The sequence below is a fragment of the Rhodococcus sp. G6(2025) genome, assembly GCF_058628105.1.
Genome location: NZ_CP179750.1, coordinates 5047440 through 5065415 on the forward strand (window position 1 = coordinate 5047440; position 17976 = coordinate 5065415).

The following is a 17976-nucleotide window of genomic DNA, read 5'->3' on the forward strand; positions in this document are numbered from 1 at the left end:
ACTACCTAGAGACGGACACCACTCCGCTGCGCCCACACCTCGGCGAGGTCGGAACCGGTGAGGCCCTCGAGACTGTCCCGGAACACCCGCCCCGGGCCGTCGGCCACCGCGATCTCGCACGGGACGATGAGGACGACGCACCCCGCGGCCTGCGCGGACGCCGCACCGGTGGGCGAGTCCTCGATGGCGAGGCACTGCGACGGATCCAGCCCCAGCAATTCCGCGCCCCGCAGGTACGGGTCTGGATGCGGTTTGCCTGCCGGCACCTCGTCGCCGCACACCGAGTGGTCGAAGTGGTGCCTGCCGAGCGTCTCGAGTGCCCGCTCGGTGAGCCGGCGCTCGGTGTTGGTCACCAGCGCCGACCTCAGGCCGTGCGCCCGGACGGTCCGCAGTGCGTCGTGGGCGCCCGGCCGCCACGGGATCCCGTCGCCGAACAATTCCTCGACGCGCGTGAACATCCATTCCTTGGCCTCGGCGAGCGCCGCCGGATCCCGGTCGAGCCCGAGGGCGTCGAAGATGACGCCGAGAGCGTTGGCGCTGGACGCACCGATCGTCTTCAGCCGCGTCTCCTCGGTCATCGGCCCGCCGAGGTGCAGCGACAACTCGCGGACCGCGACGTCCCACATCTTCTCGGAATCGAGCAGCGTTCCGTCCATGTCCCACAGAACACCTGCGAGACCGTCGAATGCATCAGACATTGAAGTACTTCGCTTCGGGGTGGTGCAGCACGAACGCATCCGTGGACTGCTCGGGATGCAACTGCAGTTCCTCCGACAACTTCACACCGATCCGTTCGGGTTCGAGCAGAGCGACCATCTTCGCGCGGTCCTCCAGGTTGGGGCAGGCGCCGTACCCGAAGGAGTACCGGGCACCGCGGTAGGCGAGGTCGAAGAATCCGGACACCTCGGACGGGTCCTGCTCGGCCACGTTGTGACCGCCGGGCAGCACGAGTTCCTCGCGGACCCGTTGATGCCAGTACTCGGCCAGCGATTCCGTCAGCTGCACGCCGATACCGTGCACCTCGAGGTAGTCGCGGTACGCGTTGGCGGCGAACAGCTCGTTCGCGAAGTCCGCGATCGGCTGTCCCATCGTGACGAGCTGCATCGGGAACACGTCGACCTGACCGGTCTCCTTCGCCTCGGTGCGGGACCGGACGAAGTCGGCGACGCACAGGAAGCGGTCGCGGTGCTGGCGCGGGAACGTGAACCGGAAGCGTTCCTCCGCGTCGGGTGTCGGGTCGGTGAGCACGACCACGTCGTCGCCCTCGGACACCGCGGGGAAGTAGCCGTACACGACGGCGGCGTGCGCGAGGATTCCCTCGGTGCTCAACCGGTCGAGCCAGTACCGCAGGCGGGGGCGGCCCTCGGTCTCCACCAGTTCCTCGTACGTGGGACCGTCGCCGGAACGCTGCCCGCGCAGACCCCACTGCCCGAGGAACAGGGCCCGCTCGTCCAGCAGCCCGGAGTAGTCCGACAGCGAGACGCCCTTGACGATCCGGTTGCCCCAGAACGGCGGGGTCGGGACCACGATGTCGGTGGCCACGTCGGATCGCTCGGGCACCTCGATCGGGGTCTCGGCCGCCTTGCGCTTCTCGGCGATCCGCTTGGACCGTTCGTGCCGTGCCTTGCGTTCGGCCGCCTTCTCGCGGGCCGCGATCGCTTCCGGGCTGTCCGGGTCGGGTCCGCCGCCACGCTTGACGGCCATGATCTCGTCCATCCGGTGCAGGCCCTCGAACGCGTCGCGCGCGTAGCTGACGTCGCCCTCGTACACCTCGGCCAGGTCGTTCTCCACGTACGAACGGGTCAGCGCGGCACCGCCGAGGAGGACGGGGAACTTCTCCGCGACACCCTTGGCGTTGAGTTCCTGCAGGTTGTCCTTCATGACCACGGTCGACTTCACGAGCAGACCGGACATGCCGATGACGTCGGCCTTCTGCTCGATCGCCGCGTCGAGGATCGTCGCGATCGGCTGCTTGATGCCCAGGTTCACCACGTCGTACCCGTTGTTGCTCAGGATGATGTCGACGAGGTTCTTGCCGATGTCGTGGACGTCGCCCTTCACGGTGGCGATGACGATGCGGCCCTTGCCGTCCTCGTCGGTGGCCTCCATGTGCGGTTCGAGGTATGCCACGGCCGCCTTCATCACCTCGGCGGACTGCAGCACGAACGGCAGCTGCATCTGCCCGGATCCGAAGAGTTCGCCGACGGTCTTCATGCCGGACAGCAGCGTCTCGTTGATGATCGCGAGCGGCGGCTTCTCCTCCATCGCGGCGGTGAGGTCGTCGTCGAGGCCGTTGCGTTCACCGTCGACGATGCGGCGTTCCAGACGCTCGAACAGCGGCAGCGCCGCCAGTTCCTGGGCGCGGGATTCGCGTGCCGACGCCGCGGAGACGCCCTCGAACAGTTCCATCAGCTTCTGCAGCGGGTCGTAGCCCTCGCGGCGGCGGTCGTAGACCAGGTCGAGGGCCGTTTCCCGCTGTTCGTCGGGGATCCGTGCCATCGGCAGGATCTTCGACGCGTGCACGATGGCCGTGTCCAGGCCGGCCTCGGTGCACTCGTGCAGGAACACCGAGTTCAGGACCTGCCGGGCCGCCGGGTTGAGACCGAACGAGATGTTGGACACGCCGAGGGTGAAGTGCACCCGCGGATGCCGCTTCTTCAGCTCGCGGATCGCCTCGATCGTTTCGATCCCGTCGCGGCGGACCTCTTCCTGACCGGTGGAGATCGGGAAGGTCAGCGCGTCGATGATGATGTCGGACTCGTCGAGGCCCCAGTTCGCGGTGAGGTCGTCGAGCAGGCGCTCGGCGATGCGGACCTTGTGCTCCGCGGTGCGTGCCTGGCCCTCCTCGTCGATGGTCAGCGCGACGACGGCGGCGCCGTGCTCCGTGACGAGCCGCATGATCTTCTGGAACCGCGAGTCCGGTCCGTCGCCGTCCTCGTAGTTGACGGAGTTCACGGCGCACCGGCCGCCGAGGTGCTCGAGGCCGGCCTGCAGGACCGCGGGCTCGGTGGAGTCGAGCATGATCGGCAGCGTCGACGACGTCGCGAACCGGCTCGCGAGGGCGGCCATGTCGACGGCGCCGTCGCGTCCGACGTAGTCGACGTTGAGGTCGAGCATGTGGGCGCCGTCGCGGGTCTGGTCCTTCGCGATGTCGAGGCACTTCTGGTAGTCCTCGGCGATCATCGCCTCGCGAAACGCCTTGGAGCCGTTGGTGTTCGTGCGTTCACCGATCATCAGGATGCTGGCGTCCTGCTGGAACGGCACCGCCGTGTACAGCGAGGACGTCCCCGACTCGTGCACCGGGTTCCGCTCGGCCTTCTCGACCAGACGGACCGCTTCGGCCACCTGCCGGATGTGCTCGGGAGTGGTGCCGCAGCATCCGCCGACCAGACCGAGTCCGAACTCGGTGACGAAGCCGCTGAGCGCCTCGGCGAGCTCCTCCGCGGTGAGCGGGTACTCGGCGCCGTTCGGGCCGAGCTGCGGCAGTCCGGCGTTGGGCATCACCGACACCGGAAGGGAGCTGTACTTGGACAGGTGGCGGAGATGTTCGCTCATCTCGGCGGGACCGGTCGCGCAGTTGAGGCCGATCATGTCGATACCGAGCGGTTCGAGCGCGGTCAGCGCGGCACCGATCTCGCTGCCGAGGAGCATCGTGCCGGTGGTCTCGACCGTGACGTGGGTGATGATCGGCAGCCGCGACCCCAGCGTTTCCATCGCCCGCTGACTGCCGAGGATGGCGGCCTTCACCTGCAGCAGGTCCTGGCAGGTCTCGACGAGGATCGCGTCGGCTCCCCCGTCGATCATGCCCATCGCTGCCTCCGCGTAGGCGTCGCGGAGGATCGCGAACGGTGCGTGGCCCAGCGTCGGCAGCTTGGTTCCGGGTCCCATCGAGCCGAGGACGAAGCGGCCCATGCCGTCGCGTCCGGGCCCCATCTCGTCGGCCACGTCACGCGCCAGCCGGGTGCCCTTCTCGGCCAGTTCCCGGATACGGTCCGAAATGTCGTAATCGGCGAGGTTGGGTAGGTTGCACCCGAACGTGTTGGTCTCGACGGCGTCGGCCCCGGCCTCGAAATACGCGCGGTGGATGTCTTTCAGCACGTCAGGGCGGGTGTCGTTGAGAATTTCGTTGCAGCCTTCGAGCCCGAGGAAGTCGTCGAGCGTGAGGTCCGCGGCCTGCAACATGGTGCCCATGGCTCCGTCGCCGATGACAACGCGCTGGTTCAACGCATCGAGCAGGGCAGAGTGAAATGGCGCAGACATGCCGTCCAGACTAGTGGGCGCGCGAACCAATGCTGGCCGTAGGCTGGGTGGGTGAGTTCCAGTGAGTTCCCCGTCACGCCTGCGGGCCGCGACGACGACACCCCCGACACCGAGGACGCCGGTGCGACGGACAGTGGCGTGCCCGTACTTCGTGACCCTGTCCTCGTCGCCGCCTTCGAGGGCTGGAACGACGCCGGCGATGCCGCGAGCGGAGCCGTCGAGCACCTCGAGTTGACCTGGGACGCCCAGCCGCTCGCCGAGCTGGACTCCGAGGAGTACTACGACTACCAGGTCAATCGACCCACGGTGCGGCAGGTCGACGGTGTCACCCGGGAGATCGTGTGGCCCGCCACCCGGCTGTCGGTGTGCTCGCCTCCCGGCAGCGACCGCGACGTGGTTCTGCTGCGTGGGATCGAACCGAACATGCGCTGGCGCAGCTTCTGCGAGGACCTCCTCGAGCTGATCGACCAGCTGCAGATCAACACCGTGGTGATCCTCGGGGCGCTGCTCGCGGACACCCCGCACACACGGCCGGTCCCGGTGACGGGCAGCGCGTACAGCAGTGAGGCCGCCGAGCGGTTCAAGCTCGAGCAGACCCGCTACGAGGGTCCGACCGGGATCACCGGGGTACTGCAGGACGCGTGCGTCCGGGCCGGTGTGCCAGCCGTGTCGTTCTGGGCGGCCGTGCCCCACTACGTGTCCCAGCCGCCGAATCCCAAGGCCACGGTGGCGCTGCTGCAACGCGTCGAGGATGTCCTGGACATCGAGGTTCCCCTCGGAGAACTCCCGGCCCAGGCCGACGACTGGCAGGAAGCCGTCACCGAGATGACCGCGGACGACGAGGAGATCGGCGAGTACGTCCGTTCCCTCGAGGAGCGCGGCGACGCCGAGACCGACATCTCCGACGCCATCTCGAAGATCGACGGTGACGCGCTCGCCGCCGAGTTCGAGCGATATCTCCGCAGGCGTGGGCCCGGCAGCTTCGGGCTGTGACGAAGAACTCATCCGAGTCGCTTCGTTCCTCGCTCCAGCGCACGGCGCTCTACGCCGGCGGTTTCCTCGGTCCGTTCGGCGGCGGGGTCGTCGCCTCGATCCTTCCCGAGATCGGGGACGACCTCGGCGTGAGTGCGTCCGCCGCGGCCGGCTCGCTGACGGCGTACCTGCTGCCGTTCGCGTTGCTGATGCTGGTGTCGGGCACGCTGGGCGCGCGGTGGGGGCAGACGCGGACCGTGCGGATCGCGTACGGCGTCTATCTGCTGTCGTCGCTGGCGTGTTTCGCGGCGCCGACGCTGCCGCTCTTCCTCGGCGCCCGCGTGCTCCAGGGGTGTTCGAACTCGTTCACGACGCCGCTGCTGCTGGCGGCGCTCGCCGCCTCGACTCCGCAGAAGCATCTGGGCCGGGCGCTGGGGGTCTTCGGCGCCTTCCAGGCCGCAGGAACGTCGAGCGCGCCGCTCGTCGGCGGGCTCGCGGCGGAGGTCGACTGGCGACTCGCGTTCCTCGTCATCGCCCTCGTGGCCGCGGTGCTGGGTCTGGTCGGCGTTCCGGACAGCGCTCCCGCCGAGCCGGGGGCACCGCGCCCGCGACTGCGCGACGCCCTCACCCCGTCGGTGCTGAGAATCGGGGTGGTGGCACTCCTCGGCTGGGGTGCGCTCGGTGGGCTGAGCTTCCTGGTCGCGTTCCGCGCCGAGGACGCCTTCGGGCTGAGCCCCACCCAGCGCGGGCTGCTCCTCACCGGGTTCGGCGTGGCAGGCATCCTCACCGCCCGCCTCGTCGGCGGGGTCATCGACAAGATCGGGGCCCGGTCAGCCGTCCTGATCGGCGCGGTCGGCGGGGCGATTCTCGTCGCGGCCGCCGGGACCGTGTCTCTCCTCGCAGTCGTGGCCGTGGCGTGGTTCGCGGCCGGAATCGCCGGTCAGTTCGTCCTGGTCGGTGTCAACGCCGCCGTGCTCGGGTCGCCGGGCCCGAACCGGGGCGGCGCGGTGTCCGTCGTGCAGGCGCTGCGGTTCATGGGCAACGCGCTCGCGCCGATCACCCTCACCCCGGTGTACTCGGTGTCGCCCGCGGCCGGCTTCCTGCTGCCCGCGCTGCTCCTCGCCGTGCTGGCCCCGCTGCTCATGCCCCGCGACCGCGCACCCGCCTGACACGCCTTCCGGGAGGGCTGTGAGGTGTTCCTGATTCCCACGTAACGTGTGCGCAGCCGTTACGACACTCCCGGGGCGGAGCCTCGACGCATGGCCAACACACCGAGTTCGAGCAAGCTGCTGGTCGTCGGCAACGGTATGGCCGGCGCACGCACCGTCGAGGAGATCCTGAACCGCGGCGGCGGCGAGCGTTTCGAGATCACCATGATCGGCGACGAGCCCTACGGCAACTACAACCGGATCATGCTCTCGCACGTTCTGTCCGGCGAAGCGGCCGTCGACGACGAGGACCTGATCCTCAACCCCATGGGCTGGTACACCGCCAACGGCGTCAAACTCCACGCCGGCGACCGCGCCGTCGCACTCGACCGGTTCGCGAAGACCGTCACCTGCGAGAGCGGCCGCGTCGTCGACTACGACGTGCTCATCATCGCCACGGGAAGCAACACGTTCTTCCCCAACATGGACGGGTTGCGCGAGCACGACGGGCGCCTGGCCCGCGGGGTGTTCGGATTCCGGAACATCGCCGACACCAACGGCATGCTGCAGATGGCGCAGGCCCGCGACGACGTGTCCGCGGTGGTGATCGGCGGCGGCCTGCTCGGTCTGGAGGCGGCGTACGGGCTGCGCACACAGGGCCTCACCGTCGACGTCGTCCACTCCCCCGGGCACCTGATGAACCAGCAGCTCGACGAACGCGGCGGCAGCGTCCTGCGCGCCGAGATCGAGAAACTCGGCGTCGGCGTCCACACCTCGATGCGGACCACCGCCGTGCTGCGCGACGAAGCGGGCCTGGTGACCGGGGTGTCGTTCGTCGACGGCTCCACCCTGGACGCCGACATGGTCGTCGTCACCGCCGGAATCCGGCCCAACACCGAACTCGCACGGGCCGCCGGGCTGGTGGTCGAACGCGGTGTGGTGGTGGACGACCAGATGCGCTGCGAGGACGAGGGTTCCGTGTACGCCGTCGGCGAGTGCGCACAGCACCGTGGGGAGACCTACGGCCTCGTCGCCCCGGTGTGGGAACAGTCGGTCATCCTCGCCGAAGTCCTCACCGGCTCCAATCCCGAAGCGGCGTATGTCGGTTCGCGCACCACCACAAAACTGAAGGTCGCCGGCGTCGACGTGGCCGCGATGGGCGTCAAGGGACCGGAGACGGCGGACGACGAGTTCGTCCAGTACTACGAACCGCGCAGCGGCACGTACAAGAGCCTCGTCGTCCGCGACGGCAAGCTGATCGGCGCCACCCTGATGGGCGACATCAGCAAGGCCGGTTTCCTCACGCAGGCGTTCGACGGCAAGGTGCCGCTGCCCGAGGAGCGGATCAGCATGCTCTTCGACGTCGGAGCCCCGAGCGCCGCGACGAGTGTCGCCGATCTCCCCGACGACCTGCAGGTGTGCAACTGCAACGGCGTGAGCAAGGGCGATCTGGTGGCGTGCGTCCATTCCGGCGCCAAGACCCTCACCGACGTCTGCGCCCAGACCCGGGCCGGCAAGGGCTGCGGCTCGTGCAAGGGACTCGTCGCCGACATCGTGGCCTGCGCCGCGGGCGGCGAACTCGAGGCCGACCCCTCCGCAGACTGGTACGTGCCCTGCATCCCGATGACGAAGCCCGAACTCATCGCGACCATCCGGGAACGCGATCTCCGCGCCGTGTCCCAGGTGTTCGCCGAGCTCGCCGCGGACGCAAAGGAGGACGCGTCCGCGAAGATGCCCCTGGCCTCGCTGCTCCGCACCATCTGGGGGCCCGACTGGGTGGACGAGCGCGGCGCGCTGTTCATCAACGACCGCGTCCACGCCAACATCCAGCGCGACGGCACGTTCTCGGTGGTCCCGCAGATGAAGGGCGGCGTCACCACGCCCGAGCAACTCCGCAAGATCGCCGACGTGGCCGACAAGTACGGCGTGCCGCTCGTGAAGGTCACCGGCGGGCAGCGCATCGACCTGCTCGGCATCAAGAAGGAAGACCTTCCCAAGGTGTGGGGTGACCTCGACATGCCGTCCGGGTTCGCCTACGGCAAGAGCATGCGCACGGTGAAGACGTGCGTCGGAACCGATTTCTGCCGCTACGGTCTCGGCGATTCGACCAGCCTCGGCATCGCGCTCGAGGAGCGGTTCCAGGGCCTGGAAACGCCCGCGAAACTGAAACTCGCGGTCGCCGGATGCCCACGTAACTGCTCGGAGGCCCTGTGCAAGGACTTCGGTGTGGTCGCGGTCGGCGACGGCCGATGGGAAATCTACGTCGGCGGCGCCGCCGGAGCGCACATCCGCAAGGGCGATCTGCTGGCCACGGTCGAATCACCGGAAGCCGTAGTGGAACTCGGCGGCCGCTTCATCCAGTACTACCGCGAGAACGCGAAATGGCTCGAACGCACGTACGACTTCGTGCCGCGGGTGGGACTCGAACATCTTCAGGCGCTACTGGTCCGAGACGAGGAGGACATCGTGACGGGATTGGACGAGCGGATCCAGACGGCGGTGGACGGCTACCGGGATCCCTGGAAGGAGCGCAGCGCGCCGAAATCGCCCGCACAGTTCGCTCCGTCGCTCCCGCTGCTGCCGCTTCCCCAGGTGCCGGTCCGATGACCGCCCTGATCGAGGGGCCTTCCGAGGTCGCGGTGGGGCCGGTCAGCGACCTGACGCCGGGCGAAGGCCGGACGTACGTCGTGCAGAACCGTCAGGTCGCCGTATTCCTGTTGTCGGACGGCACCGTTCGGGCGATGGATGCGGTGTGCCCGCACAAGGGCGGGCCCCTCGCCGACGGACAGATCGACGCCACCGGCGTGATGTGCCCGCTCCACCAGTACGCGTTCGCCTTCGACACGGGCGCCTGCGCATCCGAGGGTGTGGGCTCGGTCCGCACCTACTCCGCGTCGGTTCGCGAAGGGTCGGTCGTCGTGCACGTGTGAGAGGCCGCTCACCGGCGCTGTGTCCTGATACGGCGTGCCTTTCGGGAAAGTCTCGGCACCGCTGTCATCATGAGCTCAATGCTGCAGCTGAAGGGGCACGTCGCATGGACAGATCGCTGGTCGAGTGAATACCGTCGCGAGTCCGGAACGGCGACGCCGATCCGGTAACCGCCCTCCGGCCGGTGTCCAGCCGGCCGAGACGAGGTTCCGCGCGGACATCGAGGGTCTACGCGCCGTCGCCGTGCTGGCCGTGGTCCTCTTTCACGCGGGCGTGCCCGGCATCGACGGAGGGTTCGTCGGTGTCGACATCTTCTTCGTCGTCTCGGGGTTTCTCATCACCGGCCTGCTGTGGCGGAACGTCGCGACCACCGGCCACGTCGGGCTGGCCGAGTTCTACGGTGCGCGGGCCCGCAGGCTGCTGCCCGCCGGGTGCATCGTGCTGGTGGCCACTGCGATCGGCTCGGCCCTGCTCCTGCCCCCTCTGCAGGCCCGCGCGGTCCTCGGTGACGGGATCGCCAGTGCGCTGTACGTCGGTAACTACCGGTTCGCCCTGCACGGCACCGACTATCTGGCCGCCGACGCGCCCCCGTCACCGTTCCAGCACTACTGGTCGCTCGGCGTGGAAGAGCAGTTCTACCTGCTGTGGCCGGCGCTGATCATCGGGGTCGCCTGGCTCGTCCGGCGCAGGTCACGGCGCCTCGACGCGGACGAAACACCGTCGACGACCCCGTATCTGATCGTGCTCGCCGTGGTCGCCGCAGTGTCGTTTGCGGTCTCACTCGACTGGACCCGGACCCTGCCGCCGTGGGCGTTCTTCTCATTGCCCGCCCGCGGCTGGGAACTGGCCGCAGGCGGGTTGGTCGCCCTGTCGGTTCGGCACTGGCAGCGGCTGCCGTCGGTGGTCGCCGCCGCGGCCGGGTGGACGGGTTTCGCGCTGATCGTCGTCGCCTGTTTCCGACTCGGTGAGACGACGCCCTACCCCGGAACCGCCGCGCTGGTGCCGGTCGTCGGCACGGTGCTGGTGATCGGGGCGGGGTGTTCGGCGCCCCGGCTGGGTGTCGGGCGGAGCCTGTCACTGCGGCCGATGCGGGCGGTCGGGCGGGTGTCCTATTCCTGGTACCTGTGGCACTGGCCGGTCTTGCTGCTCGCGCCGATCGTGCTCGGCCGCTCGCTCGACCTGACCGACCGTCTGGCGATGGTCATGGTGTCCGCGGGTCTGGCCGGCCTGACACTGGTCCTGGTCGAGAATCCCGTGCGCTTCGCTGCCCCGCTGCGTCGCTCGGCCTCGCGCAGCCTCGTGCTCGGCGGTGCCGTCACCGTCATCGCTGTCTGTGCGGCACTGGTGCTGCTGGTGGCGCGGCCGGTTCCGGTCGGACACGGAGCCGCGGCCGCGGCCCTCACCGTCTCTGCGCCGGCCGGATCGGCGCCTCCCGCAGTCGATCCGCGGGACGCCGCGGTCAACGACATGACCGCACAGGTGCAGGCGGCGGTCGCGGAATCAGCAGGGCTGCAATCGGTCCCGTCGAATCTGTCACCGCCGCTCGCCGACGCGCCGGCAGACAAGCCGGAGGTGTTCGTCAACGGCTGCGTGCGGTCGTGGCTCGAAGTGGGTCAGGACGAGTGCGCGTCGGGGGCCGTGGCGTCTCCGACGACGGTGGCGCTGGTCGGAGATTCGCATGCCGCGATGTGGGCCCCGGCATTCGAATCGGCCGCCGAGCAGAAACAGTGGCGGCTCGAGACGATGGGCAAGGTCACCTGCCCGCTTCTCGACCTCCCACTCACCAGCCCCTACCTCGGGCGGGAATACACCGAGTGCGAGCAGTGGCGCGGCGAGATCGTCGACCGTTTGCGGACCGAACGGCCCCGGTTGGTCGTGCTGAGCATGTCCCGGCGCTACGGCGCCGATTTCGGTTTCACCGTGTACGGCCAGGCCTGGCTCGACAGCCTGACCCGGCTGGTCACCGAACTCCGGGCCACGGGCGCGGCCGTCCTCGTCCTCGGACCGATCCCGGATCCGCAGTCGACGGTGCCGACATGTCTGTCCGCCCACCTGGACGACGCGACCGCCTGCTCACCGCCACGGCCGGTCGCGGTGAACGACGCCGGCGTCGCGGCCGAGGCCACGGCCACCGCCGTAGGCGGCGGGCGGTACGCCGACCTCACCTCCCTGTTCTGCACCACCGAGCGCTGTCCCGTCATCGTCGGCAACGACCTCGTGTACCGCGACGACAACCACCTGACCCTCGAACACGCTCAGGCACTCTCGCCCGTCGTCGCCGCGCTGGCCGACCGGGCACTCGCACCGGGCTGACCGGTTGCGACGGTTCCTGCAATCACATCCGGTTCGGGTGTCACATTCGGCCGGTGGCCGGTGTCTCATGTCGAGAGCACGACAACCGGAGGAGGAATCATGGCCAGCAGTACCCGGATCCCGAAGGCCGAGCTGACCGGCATCTACGGCGCGATCGTCAAGCGGATGTCCCGCAAGATGCTCGGCGAGGTAGCCGAACCGGTCGAGGTCGCGTGGCACAACCGGAAGGTGCTGAACTTCAGCTTCAGCGTCGGCCGCCAGGCACGGAAGTGGGATCAGTGTGACGAGAACCTGAAGTCGTTCGCCCACATGGCGGTGGCCTGCCTGGTCGGATGCAGCTTCTGCCTGGACTTCGGCTACTTCCACGCCCACAACGAGGGGCTCGATCTGACCAAAGCACGCGAGGTGCCCCGCTGGCGCCAGTCGGACGTGTTCACCCCGCTGGAGCGGGATGTGCTCGAGTACGCCGAAGCGATGACCCAGACCCCGCCGACGGTCACCGACGAAATGTCGGCCAGGCTGCTCGAGGCGCTCGGCCCGGCCGCGCTGGTGGAACTGACCGCGTTCGTCGCGCTGGCGAATCTCATGACACGCACCAACACCGCGCTCGGCATCGAATCACAGGGCTTCGCGACGGCGTGTGGCCTCGAGCCCCTCGCCGCACCCACGACGACATGAGCGACGTCGAAATATCAGCCGACGTCGTACGACAGAACGAATTCGTAGCCGCTGTCGCCGGGTCCTGCGATGGACAGGTCCGCGCTGCCGCGTAGGTCGATCAGACCGCCGGTGCCCATACCCGGCACCACCTCGATCCGGGCCGACACCGAACCCTGGTCCTGGCTGCCGATGTGCTGGAACACGCACGTCCCGTCGTGCCCGCCGATCGAGCCCTCGAAACGCTCGAGGCCGAGCACCGGCGCGGCATCGGCCTTGTACGCGATCAGGTAGACCACTGTGCTCGTTCCCTCGATGTCCCCGGAGTACGAGTACGCGACGGTCGCTCGGTTGGCACCGCGAGTGGGGTAGTAGGTGTCGCCGGCGGTCGTGCCTTCGCCGTCGATGTCGACGATTACCGATTCCGACCACGCGGCGATGGAGAACTTGCCTCGTACAGTGTGTGAGTAGCTCATGACACGTGACTCTAGGTACGAGGCAGCGTGGCGTTCTTGAACATTCGCGACACTAGGATGAGCGAATGTCGACTGTGCCAGGACACCCCGAGGCGATCGTCCGCCCGACGGCCGCCACACCGGGGTTCGAGGTCGAACGGGTCGCTCCCCGAGAGGCTTTGGCCGAGTTCGTCGACTACCACTGGCTGGTGAGGTGGTCGGTGCCGAAGCCCCATCGACAGCAGGTGGTGCCCCAGCCCCGCGTTCATGTCGCTGCCGAGGACGGACAGTTGCTGGTGCACGGGATCTCCCGGTCGCCGTTCTACCGAACACTGACCGGGAACGGCCACGTGCTGGGAGCCGCCTTCCACGCCGGAGGGTTCCGGCCTCTGCTGAAGGGCAGCGTCGGCGCGATCTCGGGAACCGTCCAGCCCGGACGGCATCTGCTCGCCGGTGACGATCGCCCGGTCGCGGAGCGGATCCTCGCCGGCACGGACAGCGCGGAGATGATCGACACCTTCGAGCAATACCTTCTCCGCACCGATCCCGTTCCGGATCCGACGGGACGGGAGATCACAGCCCTGGTGGGCGACGCCCAGTGCAACCGCGACATCGTCCGGGCAGACCAGCTCGCCGCACACGCCGGCTGCAGCCTGCGCACCCTGCAACGGCTGTTCACCGAGTACGTCGGCATCGGCCCGAAGTGGGTAATCCAGCGATTCCGCATCCTCGACGCGGCCGGCGCCGCCCACTCGGGCGAGAGGATCGACTGGTCGGCGCTCGCCTACGAACTGGGGTTCAGCGACCAGGCTCACCTGACCCGTGTCTTCACTCACGTGGTCGGGACACCACCGGCTACCTATCAGCGCACGCACGGCCGGCTGTAGGGCGGCCGGGTTCGGTTCACTTCGCGAAGCCGAGCCCCCGCTCCGCGAGTTCCTCCTCGAGGATTCGGATCGCCTTCGGTCCGACGCCGTGGATCTTCAACAGTTCCTTGGCGGTGACCGTCGTCAGTTGATCGAAACGCGTATAGCCGTGGGACGCGAGCTCACGACGGGAGACCTTCCCCATGCTCGCCGGAAACTCTGTCTGACCCGTTGTGTCGGAAGACGACATGTCCGTCCTTTCTACTCGTTGTGATCGGCGTGCAGGTGGGCACGCTCCCCGTCGTGGTCGAAGATCGTGAGGATCTCGACGGGACCGTCGTGGGCGCCGATGGAGTGCGGCACCATGGTCGAGAACTCCGCTGCGGCACCGGCTTCGATAAGTATGGTTCGCTCACCGAGCTGCAGGCGGGCCGTCCCCGATAACACGGTGAACCACTCGTGGCCGGGGTGCACACTCACATGCTCGGGGCCCGCGGGCCGGTCGGAGGTGATGCGCATCTTCGCCACGGTCGCGCCGTGGAGCGCGCGTTCGCGGGACAGCAGCCAGATTGTCAGGCCTCGCGTGTGTTCGGGCTGCGGTCGGATCACCACATCCTCGTCCTCGACGGACTCGACGAGCTGATCGAGCGTGGTGCCGAGGGCCCGCGCGATCGGGACCAGTTGGTCGAGGGCGATCCTGCGGTGGCCGGTCTCGATGCGGCTCAGCGTGGACGGACTGAGAAAGCAGCGCGCAGCGAGCACGTCCAGTGACCAGCCGCGGGCCAGCCGAAGCCCCCTGATGCGTTGACGGATCACGCTGTCCAACCCGACTTCTTGCGTCATAGGCAAGAGTGTATGCGTGCAACGCAGGATGTGGCTAGCCTGGAGCCATGACACAGCATTCCCATCACCACAGCGGGCACACTCCCGAGCACGAGGCGGCGCTCGCGGATCTACTGGACCTGGACGCCGAGGTGTTCGGGTCCTACTTGGATTCCGTGGCCGAATGGGTCGGACAGCGCACCCGAGAGACCCCGCGCCGCGTCGTCGACGTGGGGGCAGGCACGGGCGTCGGCAGCCTGACCCTGGCTCGGCAATTCCCCACGGCAGAGGTGATCGCGATCGACAGGTCCGAGGTGATGCTCACGCGCCTGCGCACGGCCGCGCACGGGCAGGGACTGGCCGGCCGAGTGAGCGTCGTGCACGCCGATCTGGATGTCGCCTGGCCCGCAGTCGACGCGGCGGACGTCGTGTGGGCAGCCTCCTCGTTGCACGAGGTCGCCGACCCCGACCGGGTGCTCCAGGACATGCACAGTGCGCTGAATACCGGCGGCGTGCTGGTGGTCGTCGAGATGGACGCGCTGCCGCGCCTTCTGCCGGACGACCTCGACCTGGGCCGCCCTGGCCTGGAGTCGCGCTGCCACGAGGCCTTGGCGCGGTTGGACTGGAACGCGCACCCGAACTGGCGGTCCCATGTGGAACGGGCCGGTTTCGTGGACGTCGAGGAGCGCAGTTTCACCAGCGAGGCAACCCCGGCCCCACCCACCACCGGACTCTATGCACAGAACTTCCTGCGCCGCATTCGCTCCGCGCTCGACGGACAGCTTGCCGCCGACGACCGCGACACTCTCGATCACCTTCTCGCGGACGACGACCCCGACAGCGTCCTGCACCGCGGGGATCTGACGGTGCGGGGCAGCCGGACCGTATGGATTGCCCGACGCCCCTGAACCCGACGGACGGAGTGGAACTCCCTCACGCCGTCTGTGCCCGTGGGAACCGGTCCACGTGGAAGTGGTGAGTTGTGGCGGGATCCGACCACTCGGCGAGGCTCGGAACCGACCACGATCATTCGGTGTATTTTCCGGTTCCGTCTCGGACCGATTCAGTAGACTGACGACGTGCCGAATCAGGAGAACGCCGAATTCGCAGGCAGCGAGCCGAAGGTGCCGTTTCCCAAGCCGGAACGCGACATCGATCTCTACCGCCGGGCGATCGCCACCCTCCAGGCCGCACTCCCCCACGGCTGGACGTTGACGTCCGGAAAGTCCCGCTCCCTCGCCGACGCGCCGGAACGATTGCTGGTCGGCGCACCCAACGGCGAGGTGGCGTCCTTCTCCGTCATCCCCGCCCGGGGGGTGCTCGCGGGCGACGCCGCCCGGTTCGCCGACGGGTTGTCCGGATCCGATCGCGGATTCGTCTGCGCCCGTTACCTTTCCGAGCCGGTTCGCCGTCAACTCGACGCCAGGGGTCTCTCCTACGCCGATGCGACGGGCAACACCTCCCTGGCGGCGGACCGGCCTGCGATCTGGGTGCGCGACCGGGGCGCCGACGCCGACCCGTGGCGTGGCCCCGGCCGTCCGGCCGCCCAGCTGACCGGCGATCCTGCCGCCCGGGTCGTGCGCGCCCTCGCCGATCATTCGGGTCAGCTGACGGTCCCCGAACTCGTCCGACTGTCCGGCGCGTCCACCGGCGCGACCTATCGGGTGGTGGAAACCCTGGAGGAACGCGATCTGCTCGAACGTCTCCCCCGTGGCCCCATCACCAGCGTCCGGTGGCAGCAGATGCTGCGCGCCTGGAGCAGTGACTCCAGTTTCAAGGACTGCCCCACGGTCGGCTACTTCGCACCCGAGGGAGTGCAGTCGTTCGTCGCGAAACTCGGGAAGGTCTCCGGCCACCTCTACGCGGTGACCGGGTCACTCGCCGCGGCGGCGTTCGTCGAATACGCGCCGGCGCATCAGGTCCAGATCTACGCCGACCACGGCGAGGCGCTGGCCGGCGCACTCGAGCTACGCCCCGTCGATCAGGGCGCCAACGTCCTCGTCGCCACTCCCCGATCGGCTGCGGTCTTCGAGCGCACCCTGTTCCGCGACAACGTTCGTCTGGTCGCCCCGGCCCAGGCCTTCGCGGATCTTCTCGCCGGCACCGGTCGTCATCCGCAGGAGGCGGAGCACCTCCTCGATTGGATGACCGAGAACGTGACCGAGTGGAGAACAGCCCTCGGCGCACCGACGGTTACCTGACCGATCACTCGCCGCGGGCGAAAATGCCCGAGTGTGCGCAACACGACCACGCCACGCCGCGCGTGATGGCGCGCACAAGCGTGCTCGGGTAGCAGGATGTACATCTTGTGGCCTCACCGAGTGAGTCGGAACGGGCCTGACGGAAGTCGCGATCCGTTCGCAAAACGAATAGGGGTACTTGCATGTCCATGGGAGTCGGGCTCAGGATCGGCAGTGTCGTGTCCACCGCGGTGGTGGCGTCGAACGATCCAGGATCCCCGGATCCGGTCGTCATCGTCCGGGACACCGTCCTGCACATGTGCCCGGACGGCACCGCAATTCTCGGCGGGTCGGCGCCACACACGATCGGCGACACCCACACCGTGTCGGGGTTCCTTCCCCGCGTCGGCGACCCGGCCGGTGTCGCGGTCGGTGACGGATCGCGGTACCGCGCCGAAGACCTGGTCGCGGGCGCGATGCGGTGCCTGCTCCGGGAGTGCGAACCTCTCCCCGACCACGGCGGCCGGACCGGCGGCGCCCCCGACATCATGGCCGCCTACCCCACCCGCTGGGACTCGGCCGCCGTCGCGGCGCTCCGCGACGCCCTGGACTACGCCGACATGTCCTACCTGTCCCTCGTCTCGGACGCCGAAGCCGCCGCAGCCTGGTTCGAATCCGAGATCGCGGAGCGTCCCGGGCAGCTGGTCGGCATCTATCACGTCGACGACACCGGCGCGACCGTCGCGCTGATCCGCTCGGGCGTCGAGGCAGGCAAGGCGTTTCGTTTCTCCTCGGGGGGTTCTCCCACGGCCCAGATCGCCACCGCGCTCGGGGCGTTCGGCTGGCTGCCCAGCAACCTCGATGCCGTGGTCATCACGGGCGACGGCCTGATCGCGCGGGACTCCGCGGCCATTCACGGGTTCGCGAACACCGTCGGTGAGAAGTTCGGTGTGCGATGTGTCGTCGGCCCGGGTCCCGAGCAGACCGCAGCGCTCGGTGCCGCCATCCGCGCCGCCGGATTCAACCCGACCACTCACAGGGTCACCCCGATCGGCCTGCCGCCGTCGTACGACGTCACCGAGGTGATCGACGCCGTGGTCGGCGAGCCGGTGCCCTCGACCTCGACAACCGCGAGCCGGCCGGCGACGCGCACGCCCAACCCCGCGTCGGCCGCGGCGGTGGGCGCCTCCCCTGCCCGGGCGTCGGGCGGAACGGCGGTCGCGACACCACCGGAACCTCGCGCAGTCGCGCAGTCCGGCGACGAATCCACTTCCGACCCGACGTCCCGGGCGTCCTGGCTCGTCGCCGCGGCAGTCGGGCTGGCTCTCGTGCTGGTGGCGATCGTCTTCGTGCTGTTCGTCCTCTGAATGCCTGC

The 17976-nt window shown here is 68.8% G+C and carries 15 protein-coding genes; 10 read left to right on the forward strand and 5 right to left on the reverse strand.

Annotated elements, in window-relative coordinates; translation table 11 throughout:
• Positions 1 to 5: 5 nt before the first annotated feature.
• Positions 6 to 698 (reverse strand): HAD family hydrolase, encoded by a 693-nt coding sequence (locus ACLIVD_RS23165; RefSeq protein WP_283335143.1) that lies wholly within the window; start codon positions 696 to 698, stop codon positions 6 to 8.
• Positions 691 to 4260 (reverse strand): methionine synthase, encoded by a 3570-nt coding sequence (gene metH, locus ACLIVD_RS23170; RefSeq protein ID WP_283335144.1) that lies wholly within the window; start codon positions 4258 to 4260, stop codon positions 691 to 693. Before metH ends, ACLIVD_RS23165 begins: the two co-directional genes overlap by 8 nt.
• 51 nt (positions 4261 to 4311) lie before the next feature.
• Between metH and ACLIVD_RS23175 the strand changes: the two genes are divergently transcribed.
• From ACLIVD_RS23175 to ACLIVD_RS23200, 6 genes are all read left to right on the forward strand, one after another.
• Entirely contained in the window at positions 4312 to 5253 is a 942-nt protein-coding gene (locus tag ACLIVD_RS23175) for a PAC2 family protein (RefSeq protein WP_009473532.1), read from the forward strand.
• Positions 5250 to 6401, forward strand: a complete 1152-nt coding sequence (locus ACLIVD_RS23180; protein WP_280780049.1) for an MFS transporter — start codon at positions 5250 to 5252, stop codon at positions 6399 to 6401. Before ACLIVD_RS23175 ends, ACLIVD_RS23180 begins: the two co-directional genes overlap by 4 nt.
• A gap of 90 nt (positions 6402 to 6491) precedes the next feature.
• Positions 6492 to 8987 carry a nitrite reductase large subunit NirB gene (nirB, locus tag ACLIVD_RS23185; protein WP_283335145.1) on the forward strand — a complete coding sequence of 832 codons (2496 nt, stop codon included), beginning with the start codon at positions 6492 to 6494 and terminating at the stop codon, positions 8985 to 8987.
• Entirely contained in the window at positions 8984 to 9310 is a 327-nt protein-coding gene (locus ACLIVD_RS23190) for a Rieske (2Fe-2S) protein (protein WP_280780047.1), read from the forward strand. The genes nirB and ACLIVD_RS23190 overlap by 4 nt, the downstream gene beginning before the upstream one ends.
• Before the next feature lie 124 nt (positions 9311 to 9434).
• Positions 9435 to 11621: an acyltransferase family protein gene (locus tag ACLIVD_RS23195; RefSeq protein ID WP_283335146.1), complete on the forward strand. Its 2187-nt coding sequence runs from the start codon at positions 9435 to 9437 to the stop codon at positions 11619 to 11621.
• Between the two features lie 99 nt (positions 11622 to 11720).
• Positions 11721 to 12299 carry a carboxymuconolactone decarboxylase family protein gene (locus tag ACLIVD_RS23200; protein WP_283335147.1) on the forward strand — a complete coding sequence of 193 codons (579 nt, stop codon included), beginning with the start codon at positions 11721 to 11723 and terminating at the stop codon, positions 12297 to 12299.
• 14 nt (positions 12300 to 12313) lie between these two features.
• On the opposite strand, the gene ACLIVD_RS23205 is transcribed toward ACLIVD_RS23200, so the two are convergent.
• Positions 12314 to 12754: a DUF3224 domain-containing protein gene (locus ACLIVD_RS23205; protein WP_283335148.1), complete on the reverse strand. Its 441-nt coding sequence runs from the start codon at positions 12752 to 12754 to the stop codon at positions 12314 to 12316.
• 65 nt (positions 12755 to 12819) lie between these two features.
• On the opposite strand from ACLIVD_RS23205, the gene ACLIVD_RS23210 reads away from it, so the two are divergent.
• On the forward strand, positions 12820 to 13620 hold the full coding sequence (locus ACLIVD_RS23210; RefSeq protein WP_280780043.1) for a helix-turn-helix domain-containing protein: 801 nt from the start codon (positions 12820 to 12822) through the stop codon (positions 13618 to 13620).
• A 16-nt stretch (positions 13621 to 13636) separates the two neighbouring features.
• Here the strand turns inward: ACLIVD_RS23210 and ACLIVD_RS23215 are convergent, their stop codons facing one another.
• Entirely contained in the window at positions 13637 to 13849 is a 213-nt protein-coding gene (locus tag ACLIVD_RS23215) for a helix-hairpin-helix domain-containing protein (protein WP_280780042.1), read from the reverse strand.
• A gap of 11 nt (positions 13850 to 13860) precedes the next feature.
• Positions 13861 to 14442, reverse strand: coding sequence for a helix-turn-helix domain-containing protein (locus ACLIVD_RS23220; RefSeq protein ID WP_007299039.1), 582 nt, complete (start codon positions 14440 to 14442; stop codon positions 13861 to 13863).
• Between the two features lie 47 nt (positions 14443 to 14489).
• Here ACLIVD_RS23220 and ACLIVD_RS23225 point away from each other — a divergent pair, with 47 nt between their 5' ends.
• The 3 genes from ACLIVD_RS23225 (at position 14490) to ACLIVD_RS23235 (ending at position 17968) form a co-directional block, all read left to right on the forward strand.
• Complete coding sequence (locus ACLIVD_RS23225) at positions 14490 to 15329, forward strand: class I SAM-dependent methyltransferase (protein WP_491930736.1); 840 nt, start codon at positions 14490 to 14492, stop codon at positions 15327 to 15329.
• A gap of 171 nt (positions 15330 to 15500) precedes the next feature.
• Positions 15501 to 16622 (forward strand): helix-turn-helix domain-containing protein, encoded by a 1122-nt coding sequence (locus ACLIVD_RS23230; RefSeq protein WP_280780040.1) that lies wholly within the window; start codon positions 15501 to 15503, stop codon positions 16620 to 16622.
• 182 nt (positions 16623 to 16804) lie between these two features.
• On the forward strand, positions 16805 to 17968 hold the full coding sequence (locus ACLIVD_RS23235; RefSeq protein ID WP_280780039.1) for a hypothetical protein: 1164 nt from the start codon (positions 16805 to 16807) through the stop codon (positions 17966 to 17968).
• Positions 17969 to 17976 lie beyond the last annotated feature (8 nt).

What these genes read in the sequence shown, in the direction of transcription:
- metH (WP_283335144.1), bottom strand. Translation starts at nt 4,260, where the DNA reads ATGTCTGCGCCATTTCACTCTGCCCTGCTCGATGCGTTGAACCAGCGC.
- ACLIVD_RS23215 (WP_280780042.1), bottom strand. Translation starts at nt 13,849, where the DNA reads ATGTCGTCTTCCGACACAACGGGTCAGACAGAGTTTCCGGCGAGCATG.
- ACLIVD_RS23210 (WP_280780043.1), top strand. Translation starts at nt 12,820, where the DNA reads ATGTCGACTGTGCCAGGACACCCCGAGGCGATCGTCCGCCCGACGGCC.
- ACLIVD_RS23205 (WP_283335148.1), bottom strand. Translation starts at nt 12,754, where the DNA reads ATGAGCTACTCACACACTGTACGAGGCAAGTTCTCCATCGCCGCGTGG.
- ACLIVD_RS23190 (WP_280780047.1), top strand. Translation starts at nt 8,984, where the DNA reads ATGACCGCCCTGATCGAGGGGCCTTCCGAGGTCGCGGTGGGGCCGGTC.
- ACLIVD_RS23165 (WP_283335143.1), bottom strand. Translation starts at nt 698, where the DNA reads ATGTCTGATGCATTCGACGGTCTCGCAGGTGTTCTGTGGGACATGGAC.
- nirB (WP_283335145.1), top strand. Translation starts at nt 6,492, where the DNA reads ATGGCCAACACACCGAGTTCGAGCAAGCTGCTGGTCGTCGGCAACGGT.
- ACLIVD_RS23220 (WP_007299039.1), bottom strand. Translation starts at nt 14,442, where the DNA reads ATGACGCAAGAAGTCGGGTTGGACAGCGTGATCCGTCAACGCATCAGG.
- ACLIVD_RS23225 (WP_491930736.1), top strand. Translation starts at nt 14,490, where the DNA reads ATGACACAGCATTCCCATCACCACAGCGGGCACACTCCCGAGCACGAG.
- ACLIVD_RS23235 (WP_280780039.1), top strand. Translation starts at nt 16,805, where the DNA reads ATGTCCATGGGAGTCGGGCTCAGGATCGGCAGTGTCGTGTCCACCGCG.
- ACLIVD_RS23200 (WP_283335147.1), top strand. Translation starts at nt 11,721, where the DNA reads ATGGCCAGCAGTACCCGGATCCCGAAGGCCGAGCTGACCGGCATCTAC.